Source organism: Mobiluncus curtisii subsp. curtisii ATCC 35241, from assembly GCF_000146285.1.
GTDB lineage: Bacteria > Actinomycetota > Actinomycetes > Actinomycetales > Actinomycetaceae > Mobiluncus > Mobiluncus curtisii.
Window position 1 is genome coordinate 246,792 of sequence record NZ_GL385912.1, and the last position, 16,834, is coordinate 263,625.

Below are 16,834 nucleotides of genomic sequence, written 5' to 3' on the forward strand. Positions count from 1 at the left end.
CGAGTGACGCGGTTCCGCAGCATTGGCAGCGGACGGTTTCACCGTGATGACGATGCCCCATTAGTGGGAATACTCCCCTTCGCACCAGCGATTGTACCAGGATGCGGTCACGTTTCTAAAATATAAGGACTTAAGTACTATGATGACGCTGTCGAAGCATTGTGCCCGCGTTGTTGCTGGTTTAATTATTTTCAGAAAGGTTCAATATGTACATAACCACAGTTGTACCCGCGGGAGCCGCTGGAACCACGGCTAATCCCGCAGGCATCGCCATCGCGATGATCATCTATTTCGTAGCCATGATTCTGATTGGCGTCTATGGTTATACCCGTTCCAAGAGCCTGGACGACTATATGCTGGGCGGTCGCGATTTGCCCCCGTTTGTAGCCGCCCTTTCCGCAGGTGCGGCTGACATGTCTGGCTGGCTGATGATGGGGCTGCCCGGTGCCATGTACTTGAGCGGGATTTTTAACGGCTGGATTGCAATCGGTTTAACCGTTGGAGCCTGGATTAACTGGCTGGTCACCGCGCCACGTTTACGTGCATATACGGAAGTCGCCGGTGACTCGATTACCGTCCCTTCGTTTTTTTCAAACCGTACCCACGATACTTCTAAGATCATCCGCTACGTAGCGGGCATTATCATCGTGGTGTTCTTTACGTTGTACGTATCCTCCGGCATGGTGGCTGGTGGCACTTTCTTTCACTCGACTTTTGGCTGGGACTATCACGTCGGCATGGTTTTCGTAGCGGGCATCGTGATTCTCTACACTTTGGTGGGCGGGTTCCTGGCGGTGTCTTGGACCGATATGGTGCAAGGGCTAATCATGATGGTGGCGCTGGTAGCGGTGCCAATTATGGGTCTGTTTGTTATCGGTGGTTTCGGCGGTGTTGCGGCGGGCTTGTCCATCACCGGCGATAACTCCCTGCTGAACCCCCTGGGTACCGGACTTGACGCCGTAGGCTGGATGGACTGGATTTCCAACGTCGCGTGGGGACTGGGATACTTCGGAATGCCCCACATTATTGTGCGTTTCATGGCGCTGCGTTCTCCGCGCCAAGCCACTCCGGCACGTCGTTTCTGGCTGGGTTGGATGGTTTTCTGTCTACTCGGCACCGGCATGACCGCCATCATTGGTCGCGCCATGAGCGAGCAAGGCATCATCCCCGACCTTATGCCCAAAGATGGGGTGGAGGGTAACCCCCAGGAAACCGTGTTCCTGGTCATGGGTACGAAACTGTTCCCCGCCGTTCTGGCTGGGTTCATGCTGGCTGCTATCCTTGCGGCGATTATGTCCACCGTCTCCTCCCAATTGCTGGTAACGTCTTCGGCGATGGTCGAGGACATCTATCACGGTGCCACCAAAAAGGAACTCAGTGATTACAAGGGCGTTCTGCTCGGTCGGATTACGGTTCTTTTGGTGTCCATAGTGGCGGCTTTGCTGGCGATAGATCCCACGAACTCCGTATTGGGACTGGTGTCTTTTGCTTGGGCAGGTTTTGGGGCTGCCTTTGGTCCCATCGTCATTTTGTCTCTCTATTGGAAGAAACTGACCTGGCAAGGAGCGGCTTCCGGAATGGTTGCAGGCGCGGGGGTAGCAGTGCTGTGGAACAAGGCGTTCAACAACGGTGACGCTTCGTGGGTCGCCTATACGCACCTGTATGAAATTGTGCCCGGTTTCCTGGCTTGCTTGCTGGTGGCGTGGCTCATCTCGCAAGCCACCTGGCGGGACGACCCGCAGATTCTTGAGGAATTTGAGCGCGCCGTGGCTATTGCCAAGGGACGACCTGATCCGAAAGGACTGCTGGTGGCATTTGAGGAAAAAGGAACTGATTCCGCGGCGGAATAGACGTTTTTATACCTTTTCACAAGAAAGGTTAAAGTATCTGCAAAATATTGCAGTAGATTATAGGTAGAAAGTGACTGAATTGCTCTGGTGAGCAATGAGTACCTCCCGAGCGAAAACACAACCCAAAGGAGACAAGTTGAAACCGCTCAATGAACAAGAATTAGCTGAACTGAGGGAAGTCGGTCAGTTGGCTGTCGAGAGAGCTCAAAAGTGGATTGAGGCCTCAAAAAAGTACCCGATTGACTACGCTTCTAAGCTGCTGTCACGCACCTTAAAGGATCCGCGTGGTTTGGATTTTACCGTCGCATTTGTCGATGAAGTGGTACGTCCGGAGGACATTAAAATTGCCGGCAAGAACCTGTCGGCTTTGGTGAAAGAAAACCAGCCGTCTTTCCTCCCTCCCTACCTGAAGCTGCCGGCTGTGTACGGTGGGGCTTTGGGCACGCTCATACCTGATATTGCGGTTCCGGCGGCCCGGCGCATATTCCGGGAACTGGTAGGCGACTTGGCGATTGACGTGACCAACAAGTCCTTGGGACGAGCTATCGCGAAATTGCGCGCTGACGGTTCTCGACTGAACATGAACCTTTTGGGTGAAGCGGTATTGGGCAATAAAGAGGCCTCCCGACGCTTGAACGACGTGGTGGAATTGCTGCAGCGTGACGATGTGGACTATGTGTCTATCAAAGTCTCCGCCGTAACCGGTCCGCACATCGCCTGGGACTACCAAGAGATGGTGGCTTACGCGGTCGAAAACCTGTTGCCGCTGTACCGGGAAGCCAACAAGTTCAGCCCCAAGAAGTTCATCAACTTGGACATGGAGGAATACCACGACCTGCATATGACTATCGATGTGTTCAAGCAGCTGCTGGACCGCGAGGAGTTCAAAAACCTGGAGGCAGGTATCGTGCTTCAGGCCTACCTGCCGGATTCACTCGCTGCCATGCAAGACTTGCAAACTTGGGCGGCAAAGCGCGTCGCAAACGGCGGGGCTCGAGTTAAAGTGCGGGTGGTTAAAGGCGCAAACCTGTCCATGGAACACGTCGACGCCATGATGCACGGCTGGTCGATGACCCCGCAGCCATCGAAGCAGCACACTGATGCGAACTATATGCGTATCCTCAACTATGCGTTGACTCCTGAGCACACCCAGAATATTCGCATCGGGGTGGCTGGTATGAACGTGTTTACTGCCGGCTTTGCTTACGAGCTGGCGAACCAGCGCGGAGTGTTCCAAAACCATGGCTGCGAGTTCGAAATGCTGACAGGCATGAACAGCTCCATGGCGCGCGCAGTAATGGAAGACACCGGTCCGCTGCTGTACTACGTTCCGGTGGTACACCCCGAAGAATTCGACGTCGCCATCAGTTACCTGGTGCGTCGTCTCGAAGAGATCGCCGCGGAAGAAAACTTCATGAGCGCGGCTTTTGAGCTGACCACGAACCAGTCTATGTACGAACGGGAACGCAACCGTTTCGAAAAGGCTATTTCTATGCTCAATGACCTGGAATTCGGGCCGCGCCGTCTGCAAGACCGGAGCCAGGAAACCGCGGACGAACTCACCAAACTTGTCCAGGATGACTCCGGTGAGTGGATTTTCCGCAATGTTCCGGATTCCGATCCCTCCCTGCCTGCCAACGTGGCTTGGGGTGAGGCAATTGCTGCCAGGATGCGCAATTCTCAGGTCGGTCAAAAGACCGTTGACGCCTCCAAGATTAACAACGAGGACGAATTGCAGCAGGTGTTGCATCGCGCTGAGAAAGGTGGTCAAAAGTGGCTGGCACTCAGCCCGAAGGAACGCGCCGAAATCCTGCACCGGGCAGGTGTCATCATGGGTCAGCGTCGCGGCGAATTCCTCGAAGTGATGGGTTCCGAAGCCGGTAAAGCTATCGACCAAGGAGACGTGGAGGTTTCCGAAGCAGTTGATTACGCTCACTACTACGCCGCTGAGTCCATCGCGATGACAAAGGTAGCGGGGGCTAAATTCACTCCTGCCAAGATTACCGTGGTGACTCCCCCGTGGAATTTCCCGGTGGCGATTCCCGTTGGTTCGACCATTGCTGGTTTGGCAGCGGGTTCTCCGATTATTTTGAAACCTGCCTCCCCCACCCGCCGCTGTGGGGCATTGCTTGCGGAATGCCTGTGGGAAGCCGGCGTGCCCAAGGATGTGCTGCAGTTTGTGACCCTCGCCAATCACGACTTGGGCAAGACTCTGGTCACCGATTCGCGGGTAGAACGAGTCATTCTGACCGGCGGTATCGAGACCGCGCAAATGTTCCGCTCCTGGCGTCCCGACCTGGGTCTGCTGGCTGAGACTTCCGGCAAGAATGCCATAATCGTCACACCTTCGGCGGATCTTGACCTAGCGGTCAAAGACGTGGTCACAAGTGCGTTTGGGCATGCTGGTCAAAAGTGTTCGGCTGCCTCCCTGGTCATTTTGGTTGGCACCGTGGGCACTTCCAAGCGTTTCCACAATCAGCTGATTGACGCGGTGCAGTCCCTGAAAGTTGGCTATCCGTGGGATTTGGGTATCCAGATGGGGCCGGTCGTGGAAAAGCCCGGCGAGAAGTTGCGGCGCGGCTTGACCCAGCTGGAGCCCGGTCAGAGCTGGGCAGTCAAGCCTAAGCAACTGGATGATTCCGGGCGACTGTGGAGTCCAGGCGTGCGCGCCAATGTGAAACCCGGCAGCGAATACCACTTAACCGAATACTTCGGTCCGATTTTGGGCGTGATGCGCTGCGACACTTTGGAAGAAGCTGTCGAGTTGCAAAATCAGGTCGAATACGGTTTGACCGGCGGGATTCACTCGCTGAATCCGGACGAAATCAAGTATTGGCTCGATCATGTCCAGGTCGGTAATGCCTATATCAACCGTGGTATTACCGGCGCTATCGTGCGCCGTCAGCCGTTCGGTGGCTGGAAGCGTTCCGTAGTGGGTGCGGGTTCCAAGGCAGGTGGTCCCTCCTACCTGTACGCGTTGGGTGAATGGAGTCCAGACGATGCTACGTTGAGCGACATTACCGGTTCCGCATCCGGTGCTTTGGCGCGTGAATTGACCGCGCTAGCTGATGAAATCGGTGACCGCGACAAGCTTGAGAAGTCGTTGGCTGGTGATGAAACCGCTTATGCACAGGAATTTCAGGTCAATCGCGATCCGTCCCAGCTCGGTGTGGAGCGCAACATTTTCCGTTGTCTGCCGGTCCCAGTGGTGGTGCGAATCGGTGAAAACGTCAAGAACTGGGAGATTGCCCACGTGCTGCACGCTGGTTTGCTGATGGGTTCCAAGATAACGATTTCGACCGCTAAACCATTGATAACCGGTTTGGCAGGTTTTGCCTCCCAACACGGCGTCAGCGTGATGGTTCAAGATGAAGCTGCCTGGTTGAACTGGGCTCGAAGCTGGGCGGCTCACGATACCGGCTATGACGGGCGTATCCGCATCCTTGGTGAAACCCGCACCAAGGTCGCCGAAGCTATCAACGGTTCAGTTGATATTGCTATCTGGGATCACCCGGTAACGTATTCTGGTCGAGTCGAAATGATTCCGTTCTTCCACGAGCAGGCAGTTGCTTTGACGAACCATCGCTTTGGTGATCCCACACCAATCACCAAGGGAATCCTGGAGGAACACGTGGTGGATTACTAATCCCCCTACCTGTTCGGTCTCGAGCTCCTAACTTAATCGTCCGGTGGCTGCTGAAACTCAGCAGCCACCGGCGTTTTTAGCAAACTTAGACACCGCAAAGCCGAGTGCGCCGAAGCGGGCAAAGCCAAGCCAACCCGACCGCCCTTGTGCATAATTTAACCTGAAGCACGATCCCGGAACGCTAGTTGCCCAGGGGTTTGCCACGGCGAATTTCTTTCTTAAGGTCGGCGATTTCATCTCGCAGCCGGGCTGCTAGCTCGAATCGCAGTTCGCTGGCAGCGGTATGCATCTGATCGGTCAGTTCTGCAACCAGCGATGGTAAGTCCACGGTGTTTTCATGCGCACCAGCCTGACTCGGCTGGTCCTCTGTCGCATTGACCCGCGCTCTATTGATAACTTCCAATGCCGCACGAGCTGCTGCCGCGTCCTGAGCTGCGCTACGGGCCGCAGCAGAAGGCTTTTGGTCAGGCTGACGGTACCCGGTGCCCAATAATTCTGCGGTATCAATGTCTTCGCGTGCCAGCATATCGGTCACGTCAGAGATTTTTTTGCGTAACGGCTGCGGATCGATACCGTGAGCTTCGTTATAAGCAATCTGTTTATGGCGGCGCCGCTCAGTTTCATCAATTGCCTCCCGCATCGCGTCGGAAACCGCGTCGGCGTACATATGGACTTCACCGTGCACATTACGGGCCGCTCGCCCAATCGTTTGAATCAGGGACTTCGTGGAACGCAAGAAACCTTGCTTGTCGGCATCCAAAATCGAAACCAGCGAAACCTCGGGCAAATCCAACCCCTCACGCAACAGGTTAATGCCTACCAAGACATCGAACTCGCCTTGACGCAAGGAACGCAGCAGCTCCACCCGGCGCAACGTATCCACATCCGAGTGCAGGTATTCCACCCGGATGCCGCGCTGAGCCAGGTATGTGGTCAAGTCCTCCGCCATGCGTTTGGTCAGTGTAGTCACCAAGACCCGCTCATCAGCTTCGGTACGCAGGCGAATCTGTTCCATCAGGTCATCAATCTGACCCTCCACCGGTTTCACCACAATCTTCGGGTCAACCAGACCGGTAGGACGAATGATTTGCTCCACTACCCCGTCGCTGAGCCCCAGTTCATAGTCACCCGGTGTGGCAGACAAATATACCGTTTGCCCGATGCGGTCTTGGAATTCTTCCCATTTCAAGGGACGGTTATCCATCGCTGAGGGCAGGCGAAATCCGAAATCCACCAGCGTGCGTTTGCGTGACATGTCACCTTCAAACATGCCGCCAATCTGGGGCACCGTCACGTGAGACTCGTCAATAACCAGCAGGAAATCCTCCGGGAAGTAATCCAGCAGGGTGTGGGGTGGCTCGCCCGGTTGCCGACCATCAATGTGCAGAGAATAATTCTCAATGCCCGCACACATCCCAATTTGGCGCAGCATCTCTAAGTCATAGGTGGTACGCATCCTGAGGCGCTGTTCTTCCAACAGTTTGCCTTGGTCGTGGAACCATTTGCAGCGTTCTTCCAGTTCACTCTCGATTCCGGCGAGGGCGCGTTCCATGCGCTCAGGACCGGCGACATAGTGAGAGGCTGGGAACACGTAGATTTCGTTCACTTCGTGCAAGGTCGCCCCGGTCACCGGGTGCAGCAAAGCCAGAGCGTCAATCTCATCGCCGAACATTTCCACGCGCACCCCAAGCTCTTCATACATGGGAATAATGTCAATCGTGTCTCCGCGCACCCGAAAATTGCCACGCGTAAATTCCACATCATTGCGGTTGTACTGCATCTGCACAAATCGCTTGATCAGGTCTTGACGTTCAATCTGCATTCCTCGGGTCAGGTGAATGCCACGCGAAACGTACTCTTCCGGGGTACCCAAACCGTAAATGCAAGACACCGAGGAAACTACTACCACGTCCCGGCGCGTCAGCAGTGAGTTTGTCGCCGAGTGCCGCAAGCGTTCGACTTCATCGTTGATTGCGGAATCTTTTTCGATATAGGTATCGGTCTGCGGTACGTACGCTTCGGGTTGATAGTAGTCGTAGTAAGACACGAAGTATTCCACGGCGTTATGGGGTAATAGTTCCCGAAATTCGGCCGTCAACTGGGCTGCCAGAGTTTTGTTAGGTTCCAGCACAAGGGTGGGGCGTTGCAGTTTTTCGATGAGCCAAGCGGTGGTGGCGGTCTTGCCGGTGCCTGTCGCACCCAAGAGAACAACGTCCTTTTCACCGGAGTTAATCCGTTCGGCTAACTCTGCTATGGCTTCTGGCTGGTCCCCAGAGGGGGTGTATTCGCTGACGACTTCCAACGGAATCGGATTTTCTACCAAATCACGAGGTAACGCCTTTTTTTCAGTCATAGTCCCAGTTTAGGCAAATCCGGGTCACGGTGCTTTGCAAAGGGGAATCTCCGACCGGTTAAACCCGCGAGAGAAGATTCCAAAGCGCCGTAGCGTCCGCGTTGAGGTCCTCAGGCGTACCGCAGTTGTCCACCCAAAACGTTGCAATGGCTTCACGCTGTACGCGACTGGCTTGTGCATTAATCCTGGCACGAGCTTGCGCCTCGGTCAGTTGACGACCCCCAATTAGACGTGACAGACGCACTTCCAGGGGGGCATCCACCATGACGCAACAGTCAAAACGGGTGTGATTGCCGGTTTCGGTGAGCAGGGGAATCTCCGCTAGCAGCACGTCCCCTGGTTCCAGGGATGCTAAAACTAGGTCCATTTCCTGCCATACCAAGGGGTGCAAGATGCTTTCCAAGCGAGCCTTCGCGGCGGGGTCAGAGAAAATGAGTTGTGCCAAGGCAGCACGGTTCAGTTGTCCTCCGGGCTCCCATACCGATGCCCCAAAAGCTTCCCTAATCTGAGTTAATGCCCGCCCTGGGGAACCGGTGATAGTGCGCAACACTTCATCCGCATCAAATCGAACCCCGCCCAGGGCGGCTAAACAGTTGGTGAACGCCGTTTTTCCGGAACCAATACCACCGCTGATACCGACTTTAAGGGCGCGGTCATCCGGGGCGGAAAACTTACGCAGTTGTTTAAGCATCCAATGCTTTCAGTAAGATGTCACTAATGGCAGGATTTGCTCCCACGGTCATCAACTGCAGAGTCAAGGTCACCGTGTCTTCCAACATGACAGATGCTTTTTCGATAGCAACTTTTTCGCCGGTCATTGCCTGGTGCATGATGGGAATGATTGCGGTGAAGCCGTCCTGCAGCAAAATTTCGTGTCCCAACCCCAATCGCGCGGTAAACGCCAGGACAGGAATACTGCGCTGTCGAGCCAGCTGTGCCACGCCCCAAGGTGTCTTGCCACGTTGGGTTTGTCGGTCTAGCTGCCCTTCCCCGGTCAACACCAAGTCAGCACCTTCCATAGCCTCGTTGAGGTTCGTGGCTTCGGCTACGACTTCGAAACCGTGGCGATTTTCCGCACCTAAGGCGAGGAAAGCAGCTCCCATGCCTCCGGCGGCACCGGATCCTTCCACGTCAACTACCTTGGTACCGGTGGTTTCTTCCAACAACCGACCCCAGTTCTTAAGGCAGCGATCGAGTTTGCCTAACTGCAGTGGCTTAGCACCCTTTTGCGGACCAAATGAGGCGGATGCGCCACTGGAACCAGTGAGGGGGTTACGCACATCGTTAGCTGCCACAATCTTTACTTTGCTCAAGCGCGGATCCAGCCCGGACAAATCCAACCGGGCGGCGTTAGCCAAAACATGTACTTTCGGTTCGAGCTCGTGGCCAGCCTCGTCAAACAATTTTGCTCCGAGATTGTGCATCATGCCCCAGCCACCATCGTTGGTCGCGGAGCCGCCTAAACCGACCACAATAGTTTCGGGATCCAAATCCAAGGCGGCTTTCAGGAGCATCCCGACGCCTTCGGTGTTGGACTCCATAACGTTGCGTTCCAACATGGAAATGTACATAATTCCGCAAGCTTCAGCGGTATCCAAGACTACCATTCGTCGCGCCGGAATCCAGGTAAACTCGCCTTGGCGGGCGCGCCCCAGAGCATCTACGGTCGGGGCTGTTTTCACTTCTCCACCGTAAGCGTTGAGCATGACCGCAGCGGTCCCTTCTCCGCCATCCGCCACCGGTACCGAAACCGTTTCCGCATCCGGGAAAATGGCTTCAATCCCGCGTTTCATCGCAGCTACTGCATCCGCGGCGGACAACGAACCTTTAAACGAATCCGGGGCAATGACAATTTTCACGGCAGATACCTCTCTGTGCTGTTCTCAAGTTGTGGCGACGCGGAAAGTTTCATCCGGTCGATAAAACCGCAATCTTTCCCAGCTTAAGCCACCGGGCGGGGAAATGTGGTGAAATGCCGGAACAAAATCGGACATAAAAGTGGTGCGGAAACCAATAGGTCTCCGCACCACTGATGAAATTGTATTGGCGTTGCAGCCGAACTGAACTGGTCAGAAAGTTTACTCTCCTGCCAACTTGTCGCGCAGCGCCGCCAAGGCTTCGTCGTCCGCCAAGGTACCGGAGGTATCGGCTTCTTCCTCAGTGGCGGAGCTGTAGGAAGTTTGTTCCGCTACGCCCTGTGCGATAGCAGCTTCTTTATCGGCTTCCTGAGCGACCTTAACCTGTTCTTTGTGAGCTTCGAAACGGGCTTGCGCAGCCGCGTAGGAGGTCTCCCAAGCAGCGCGCTGCTCTTCGTAGCCCTCCATCCACTCATTAGTTTCCGGATCGAAACCTTCGGGGTACTTGTAGTTACCCTCCGCGTCGTATTCAGCGGACATGCCGTAAAGCGACGGATCAAAGTCATCAGATGCCAAATCAACGCCCTCGTTGGCCTGCTTCAAGGACAGCGAGATACGGCGACGTTCGAGGTCAATGTCGATTACCTTAACAAAGATTTCGTCACCAATCTTGGCGACCTGCTCGGGAACTTCGACATGACGGGTGGCCAACTCGGACACGTGAACCAGACCCTCGATACCATCCTCGACTCGGACAAACACACCGAAAGGCACCAACTTGGTGACCTTACCAGGCACAATCTGACCAATCTTGTGGGTACGAGCAAAGGTCTGCCACGGATCTTCCTGGGTAGCCTTCAAGGACAGGGACACGCGTTCGCGATCGAAGTCAACGTCGAGAACCTCCACGGTGACTTCCTGACCGACCTGAACCACCTCGGAGGGGTGATCGATATGCTTCCAGGACAGCTCGGAAACATGCACCAGACCGTCCACGCCGCCCAAATCGACGAACGCGCCGAAGTTGACGATAGAGGACACCACGCCCTTGCGAACCTGACCCTTTTGCAAGGTCGACAGGAACGTAGTGCGCACCTCGGACTGGGTCTGTTCCAAGAAAGCGCGACGGGACAAGACCACGTTGTTACGGTTCTTGTCCAACTCGATAATCTTGGTTTCCAGCTGGCGACCAATGTAAGGCTGCAGGTCACGCACGCGACGCATCTCTACCAGGGAGGCCGGCAGGAACCCGCGCAGCCCGATGTCAATAATCAAACCACCCTTGACAACCTCAATGACGGTGCCGGTGACGACTCCGTCTTCCTGCTTCACCTTTTCGATGTCGCCCCAGGCGCGTTCGTACTGAGCGCGTTTCTTGGACAGCAACAGGCGGCCTTCTTTGTCTTCCTTTTGGAGGACCAGAGCTTCGATTTCGTCACCAACTTTGACTTCCGCGTCGGGATCCACGTCATGTTTAATGGACAGTTCGCGGGAAAGAATAACGCCTTCGGTTTTGTAACCAATATCGAGCAAAACTTCGTCGCGATCAACTTTCACGACGGTACCGGAGACAAGGTCACCATCATTGAAGTACTTGATGGTCTTGTCGATTTCTTTGATGAGGTCCTCAGTCGAGCCGATGTCATTAATAGCAACCTGAGGAACAGTAGTAGGGACATTAGTAGTGGACATTTAGTTGGTGACTCCAAGGTCAGATAGTAGGAATAATTACCGATGTTTTCTCACCTCACGATGGCAGAAAAGCTACCCCGAAGCGATAAAACACCAAGCATCAATTCTACCGGATAGAGCCGGTCTATCCAAATTAATCCCCAAAATTCTTCGTATCTCAAATCTCCCTGGCTGCGTACGGCAAGGTAAATATTCGGTTTACTCCAGGTAAACACGCGGAACGTCCAGATTAAAGCGACTGGCAAAAATATGGTTTAATGCAGGAATGCAGTCTATTTTGAACTTGTTTAAAAAAGGTGGCATCTTGCTTTGGGTTGTCATCGCTATAGTTCTGGGCATCATCTTTGGGCTTTTTGTCCCCACGCCCTTCGTAGTGGTTTTCGCCACGTTCAACTCACTTTTCGGTCAGTTCCTGAATTTCTGTATCCCGCTGATTATCATCGGGCTGGTCACCCCCGCTATTGCCGACCTGGGGTCCGGTTCGGCGAAGTGGCTGGGACTGACCGCCGTGGTCGCCTACATCTCGACGATGTATTCCGGGTTTCTGACATATGGCGTCTCTGAGAGCATCTTGCCTAATTTCTTGCGCAAGGGTTCGCTAGCCTCCGTTACGGATCCTTCGGCTTCCAGCATCGCCCCGGCGGTAACTTTAGAGATACCCGCCCCGATTTCCGTGCTGGGTGCGCTCATTTTGTCCTTCATTATGGGTATCGGTCTGTCCATGGTGTCCCGCGGTACATTGCGTCGTGCTTTTGTAGAATTCCGCGCCATCATCATCAAGTTGATTGAGAAAGTCATCATTCCCCTGCTGCCGATTCACATCTTCGGAATCTTCCTTAACATGACCAAGACCGGCGAAGTTTACAACGTTATCGCCGTGCTGGCAGTGGTGGTCATCCTCGTACTGGTGCTAGAGGTCGTTATCTTGGTCAGCTTGTACTTAGTCGGCGGTTTGGCTTTCGGAGTCAATCCTTTCAAAGCGCTGTTGACGATGCTGCCCGCTTACGCAACTGCTTTGGGTACGTCTTCCTCTGCCGCTTCGATTCCGGTGACGCTGCGCCAAGTTAAAAAGATTGGTGTTCCCGATCCGGTTGCCTCGTTCACTGTGCCGTTGTGCGCCACGATTCACTTGGCGGGGTCGACTTCGAAAATTACCGCTTTTGCGTTGGCTATCATCATGACTTCCGATATCAAGGTTACCGCCGCCCAATTCGTCGGGTTCATCTTTATGCTGGGCGTGACGATGGTGGCAGCTCCGGGCGTTCCCGGTGGCGCGATTATGGCAGCGACCGGCATTCTGTCTTCTATGTTGGGATTCAACGATGCACAAGTCGCGTTGATGATTGCGTCTTACATCGCCCTCGATCCCTTCGGGACCGCCACGAACGTGACCGGTGATGGAGCCATCTCTATGCTGATGGCGCGTTTCTCAAGCGGCAAGATTGATGACAATGACAAAGAGATTGCCCAGAGCTTCGCCGGCGAAAACAATTTCGACACCGATAAATATCTGGAAGGTGTCAAGTAACCACTATCCTGAAACCTAACAGACCGGTGCCGGGTCGAATGCCTCGGTGCCGGTCTGTTGCATTTAATGTGCCGCAGCCCTCCAGTTAGGTCCAATACCGACCGACACTTCCAACGGAACTCGCAATTTCGCAACCCCGGTCATTGCCTGGCGGACCAAGGTTTCCAACCGCTCCGTTTCTCCCGGAGCTACCTCTAAGACGAGCTCATCATGGACTTGCAGCAACACCCGAGACTGCAACTGTTCCTGACGCAAATCAGCATCGACCTGAAGCATGGCTGCTTTCATGAGGTCGGCAGCACTACCCTGAATAGGCGCGTTTAGCGCCGCGCGCCGAGCATTATCAGCCACGTTACGATTAGTGGAACGCAGCTCAGGTAGGTAACGGCGCCTGCCCCGCATGGTTTCGGTGTATCCAACCCTGGTCGCGGTGGCGACAATCTGATTCAGGTACTCCCGAACTTTCCCGAAACGTTCAAAATAGGTGTCCATCAGCTGTTTGGCATCTCGTTGAGAGATGTTGAGTTGCGCAGCCAGTCCATAAGCACTCAGCCCGTACGCCAAACCATATGACGTTGCCTTAACATGGGAACGCTGGGTCGGAGTAACTTCGTCAGGCTGGACTCCATATACCAAAGCAGCCACCGAACGGTGCAGATCCTCGCCGGACGCAAACGCTGCCAGCAGTCCTTCATCACCGGAGAGGTGCGCCATAATTCGCATCTCAATCTGAGAATAATCAGCTGTCATTAATGCGGCGTATGGTTTCTGAGGCACAAAGGCTTCGCGAATTTTTTGTCCATCCACCGTGCGGGCTGGAATATTCTGCAAATTTGGGTCAATGGAAGACAACCGTCCGGTCGCCGCTACAGTTTGCCCAAAAGTGGTATGAATCCTGCCGTCGTCTGCCACCCGTTCGCGCAGATTGCGAACAATTTGTAAAAGTTTTATCCGGTCGCGATGGTATAAAAGTGCTTCGAGGAAAGGGTGTGGGTTGTAGCGAGCAAGCTCTTCCAAAGCCTTCGCATCAGTAGTATATCCGGTTTTGGTTTTTTAGTTTTAGGCAGTTCCAGTTGGGTAAAAAGGACTTCTTGCAGCTGCTTCGGGGACGACAAATTGACTTCTCGACCAATAGAGTCGAAGGCGGATTGTTGCGCCATCGCGACTTCGGATTGTAGACTCTGGGCATATTCATCAAGATAAATTGTATCTATACCGATACCGGTATATTCCATCTTCTCTAAAATATATGACAGCGGATTCTCAAGTTCCAGTAACCCGTCTACCTGGCGGAAGTGTGCCAATTGCTCGAGCGTGGGTTGCATCTGCAGCAGCGCGTATGCGTAGATGGCTTGGTTAATGAGTGTTTGAGGCCAAGGCTGAGCTGAGGAGTTCCCGTCCAATTCCACGCCCAAGTCCAACGTCATCTGTTCGCTTATCTTGCTGATATCTGAGGGCTTTTCATCGATTTCCCATCCCAGCAAACGTTTCGTAACACCAGCAAACTTGGTTCGATTCCCATCAGGATTGACCAGGTAATCGAGCATTTTTATGTCCGTGACCGCACCGTGCAGCTCCCAACCGTGGGCATGCAGCGCATGACGCAGCGATTTTGCGTCATATACGGTCTTTTTGCGGTCACCTGCCAAAGCATCGCACAACAAATGCTCCGTCTGAGGCGTTAGTTCATCAGGCACAATCAACACACATTGTCCCTGACAATCACGTTCTGCGGCGAGAAACAGCCAATCAATTCGCGGATTTGTCACCCCGATATTACCCACAGCCCAGATTCCTAAGCTGGAACTCTGGGTATTTTGTAACCAATCGGAAAATTGAGTTGCCGTGAAGTCCGATCCTAAGCGGAAGCGCTGGGGTTCCGGTACCACCCCGTAACCATCCGCATCCTGTGGTTCCGGTTCGGTCTGGGTACGGTCAAGTTCCATCGTTGCCGAATCACCATTGATTGATGTCACACCAAAAGCCTGTCCGAGTCTCAGGATTTGGGTGCGCATCTGTTTGAATTCTAGTTCATCACAAATTTCCTGAATTGCCTGCGGATCAAAACCAGTCCAGTGCAAATCCTCCAGGCTGAGAGGAAGTTGCAGGTCGGTGCGCAATCGATTGAGCTGTCGATTTCGCAGGACGTCGTCTATGTGCTGACGCAAATTTTCCCCACGTTTCCCCTTCAGTTCGTCACGATGCTCCAACAACGAATCCAGAGAACCATATTCATTAATCCACGACGCGGCGACTTTTTCCCCGACCAAGGGTACGCCCGGCAAATTATCAGCGTGCTCGCCTACCAGAGCGGCAATCTCCGGGTACTGCTGTGGCCAGACATCATATCGGTCCTTCACCGCTTGTGGCGTCATACGTTTTGTCTCTGAAATGCTGCGCCCGGGGTAAAGCACGGTAACATCATCAGAAATGAGCTGAAATGAGTCGCGGTCGCCCGATGAAACCAAGACCTCCATGCCACTTTTGGTCCCTTTGGTCGCCAAAGTCGCCAAGATATCATCAGCTTCTACGTTGGGCTCCGTTAGCCATTTAATCCCCATCGCACTGAGCATTTTTTGGATGTTTTCAACTTGTCCGATGAACTCGGGAGGGGTTTCGGCACGCCCTCCCTTGTAGTCAGGGTAGATGTCGGTGCGGAAGGAATGTCGGGAGAGGTCGAACGCTGCCCCGATATGAGTTGGCTTTTCGGCGCGTATCATCGTCAACAGCATGGAGAAAAATCCGTGCACCGCATTAGTATAGACACCGGTAGAGGTGCGGAAATGTTCCGGGTCACGGCTAAAGAAAGCACGAAAAGCCAAGGAGTGACCGTCCAACACCAACAAACGTTTTTTACTCATGTCTGTAAGGTTATCAAGAACCCCGGAGGTAAAAATGGATCAGGACAATCTCGGTCCCGCTATCGAAAAAATGGGCATCACGTTTTCCGAGCTCACCGCAGAACACGCAGTCGGTATCATGCCCCTGGAAGGAAACACCCAACCTTTTGGGATACTGCACGGCGGAGCCGCCGCCCTGTTAGCAGAATCTGTAGCTTCATTCGCCGCTCACCAGTGGGCTAAACAGTTCGGTAAGAGCGCTGTCGGAGCGCACCTAGATATTACGCATCTCAAACCGGGCACCAGTGACCGCATCATCTGCACCGCCGATGCAGTTCACCTGGGACGACGCACCGCAGTCTATCGCTTTGACAACACCAGCGAGGACACCGGCAAGATCATCTCCACCGGTCTCATGACCTGCTACCTGGTAGAAGAGCAGCCCCGTTAATCCCCCAGCTGGTCAATGACCGCATCCGCCACTTCCCGCATGGACAAACGGCGATCCATAGAAGTCTTTTGAATCCAACGGAACGCTTCTGGCTCCGTCAGTTCCATCTTTTCCATCAACAAACCTTTAGCGCGGTCGACTTGTTTACGAGTAGTGAGCCGATCTTGTAAATCAGCAATGGAATCTTCCAAAGAAAGCAGTTCCTGGTGACGCGACAGGGCGACCTCTACCGCGGGCAGTAAATCCTTCGGATCGAACGGTTTCACCAGGTACGCCATAGTGCCGGCATCTTTGGCGCGTTCAATGAGTTCCTTATCCGAGAATGCAGTGAGCATCACGATGGCACAGGGCGTCTCTTTCATGATTTTTTCGGCAGCAGCGATGCCGTCGAGCTTTGGCATTTTTACATCCATCACGATTAAGTCTGGTTCCAGTTCCAATGCCAAAGTCACGGCTTCTTCACCGTCAGCAGCTTCGCCAACCACCTCGAAATCGTTTTCTTTCATAGTTTCGACGATGTCGAGCCGGATTAAAGCTTCATCCTCAGCCACGATTACTCGCCTGTGTACTTTTGTGTCCTTTACCGCAGATGCCGTCTTCGCCATCTCTCCAGATCCC

At 54.0% G+C, this 16,834-nt stretch carries 9 protein-coding genes and 1 pseudogene; 4 read left to right on the top strand and 6 right to left on the bottom strand.

The features are described 5' to 3' along the window. The first annotated feature begins 206 nt into the window (after positions 1-206). Positions 207-1,850: a sodium/proline symporter PutP gene (gene putP, locus HMPREF0574_RS01115; protein WP_004006824.1), complete on the top strand. Its 1,644-nt coding sequence runs from the start codon at positions 207-209 to the stop codon at positions 1,848-1,850. Between the two features lie 94 nt (positions 1,851-1,944). Beyond that, complete coding sequence (locus tag HMPREF0574_RS01120) at positions 1,945-5,496, top strand: bifunctional proline dehydrogenase/L-glutamate gamma-semialdehyde dehydrogenase (RefSeq protein WP_004006825.1); 3,552 nt, start codon at positions 1,945-1,947, stop codon at positions 5,494-5,496. A gap of 181 nt (positions 5,497-5,677) precedes the next feature. On the opposite strand, the gene uvrB is transcribed toward HMPREF0574_RS01120, so the two are convergent. The 4 genes from uvrB to rpsA form a co-directional block, all read right to left on the bottom strand. Further along, positions 5,678-7,849 carry an excinuclease ABC subunit UvrB gene (uvrB, locus tag HMPREF0574_RS01125; RefSeq protein WP_004006827.1) on the bottom strand — a complete coding sequence of 724 codons (2,172 nt, stop codon included), beginning with the start codon at positions 7,847-7,849 and terminating at the stop codon, positions 5,678-5,680. 58 nt (positions 7,850-7,907) lie between these two features. Next, on the bottom strand, positions 7,908-8,540 hold the full coding sequence (coaE, locus tag HMPREF0574_RS01130; RefSeq protein ID WP_004006828.1) for a dephospho-CoA kinase: 633 nt from the start codon (positions 8,538-8,540) through the stop codon (positions 7,908-7,910). Next, on the bottom strand, positions 8,533-9,708 hold the full coding sequence (locus HMPREF0574_RS01135) for a glycerate kinase (RefSeq protein ID WP_004006829.1): 1,176 nt from the start codon (positions 9,706-9,708) through the stop codon (positions 8,533-8,535). The genes coaE and HMPREF0574_RS01135 overlap by 8 nt, the downstream gene beginning before the upstream one ends. 219 nt (positions 9,709-9,927) lie before the next feature. Then, positions 9,928-11,397 carry a 30S ribosomal protein S1 gene (gene rpsA / locus HMPREF0574_RS01140; protein WP_004006830.1) on the bottom strand — a complete coding sequence of 490 codons (1,470 nt, stop codon included), beginning with the start codon at positions 11,395-11,397 and terminating at the stop codon, positions 9,928-9,930. A gap of 265 nt (positions 11,398-11,662) precedes the next feature. On the opposite strand from rpsA, the gene HMPREF0574_RS01145 reads away from it, so the two are divergent. Next, positions 11,663-12,925 (top strand): dicarboxylate/amino acid:cation symporter, encoded by a 1,263-nt coding sequence (locus tag HMPREF0574_RS01145; RefSeq protein ID WP_004006831.1) that lies wholly within the window; start codon positions 11,663-11,665, stop codon positions 12,923-12,925. Positions 12,926-12,988: 63 nt separating this feature from the next. Here the strand turns inward: HMPREF0574_RS01145 and polA are convergent. Continuing rightward, positions 12,989-15,786, bottom strand: a pseudogene (polA, locus tag HMPREF0574_RS01155) (DNA polymerase I). A gap of 34 nt (positions 15,787-15,820) precedes the next feature. Between polA and HMPREF0574_RS01160 the strand changes: the two are divergent. After that, positions 15,821-16,216 (top strand): PaaI family thioesterase, encoded by a 396-nt coding sequence (locus tag HMPREF0574_RS01160; protein ID WP_004006834.1) that lies wholly within the window; start codon positions 15,821-15,823, stop codon positions 16,214-16,216. Here HMPREF0574_RS01160 and HMPREF0574_RS01165 read toward each other — a convergent pair. Continuing rightward, positions 16,213-16,821, bottom strand: a complete 609-nt coding sequence (locus HMPREF0574_RS01165) for an ANTAR domain-containing response regulator (protein WP_004006835.1) — start codon at positions 16,819-16,821, stop codon at positions 16,213-16,215. The genes HMPREF0574_RS01160 and HMPREF0574_RS01165 overlap by 4 nt on opposite strands. Positions 16,822-16,834: the final 13 nt, after the last annotated feature.

Bases quoted from the DNA above. Each gene is read 5' to 3' on its own strand.
- coaE (WP_004006828.1), bottom strand. From the start codon at position 8,540: ATGCTTAAACAACTGCGTAAGTTTTCCGCCCCGGATGACCGCGCCCTT.
- uvrB (WP_004006827.1), bottom strand. From the start codon at position 7,849: ATGACTGAAAAAAAGGCGTTACCTCGTGATTTGGTAGAAAATCCGATT.
- rpsA (WP_004006830.1), bottom strand. From the start codon at position 11,397: ATGTCCACTACTAATGTCCCTACTACTGTTCCTCAGGTTGCTATTAAT.
- HMPREF0574_RS01165 (WP_004006835.1), bottom strand. From the start codon at position 16,821: ATGGCGAAGACGGCATCTGCGGTAAAGGACACAAAAGTACACAGGCGA.
- putP (WP_004006824.1), top strand. From the start codon at position 207: ATGTACATAACCACAGTTGTACCCGCGGGAGCCGCTGGAACCACGGCT.
- HMPREF0574_RS01160 (WP_004006834.1), top strand. From the start codon at position 15,821: ATGGATCAGGACAATCTCGGTCCCGCTATCGAAAAAATGGGCATCACG.
- HMPREF0574_RS01120 (WP_004006825.1), top strand. From the start codon at position 1,945: ATGAGTACCTCCCGAGCGAAAACACAACCCAAAGGAGACAAGTTGAAA.
- HMPREF0574_RS01145 (WP_004006831.1), top strand. From the start codon at position 11,663: ATGCAGTCTATTTTGAACTTGTTTAAAAAAGGTGGCATCTTGCTTTGG.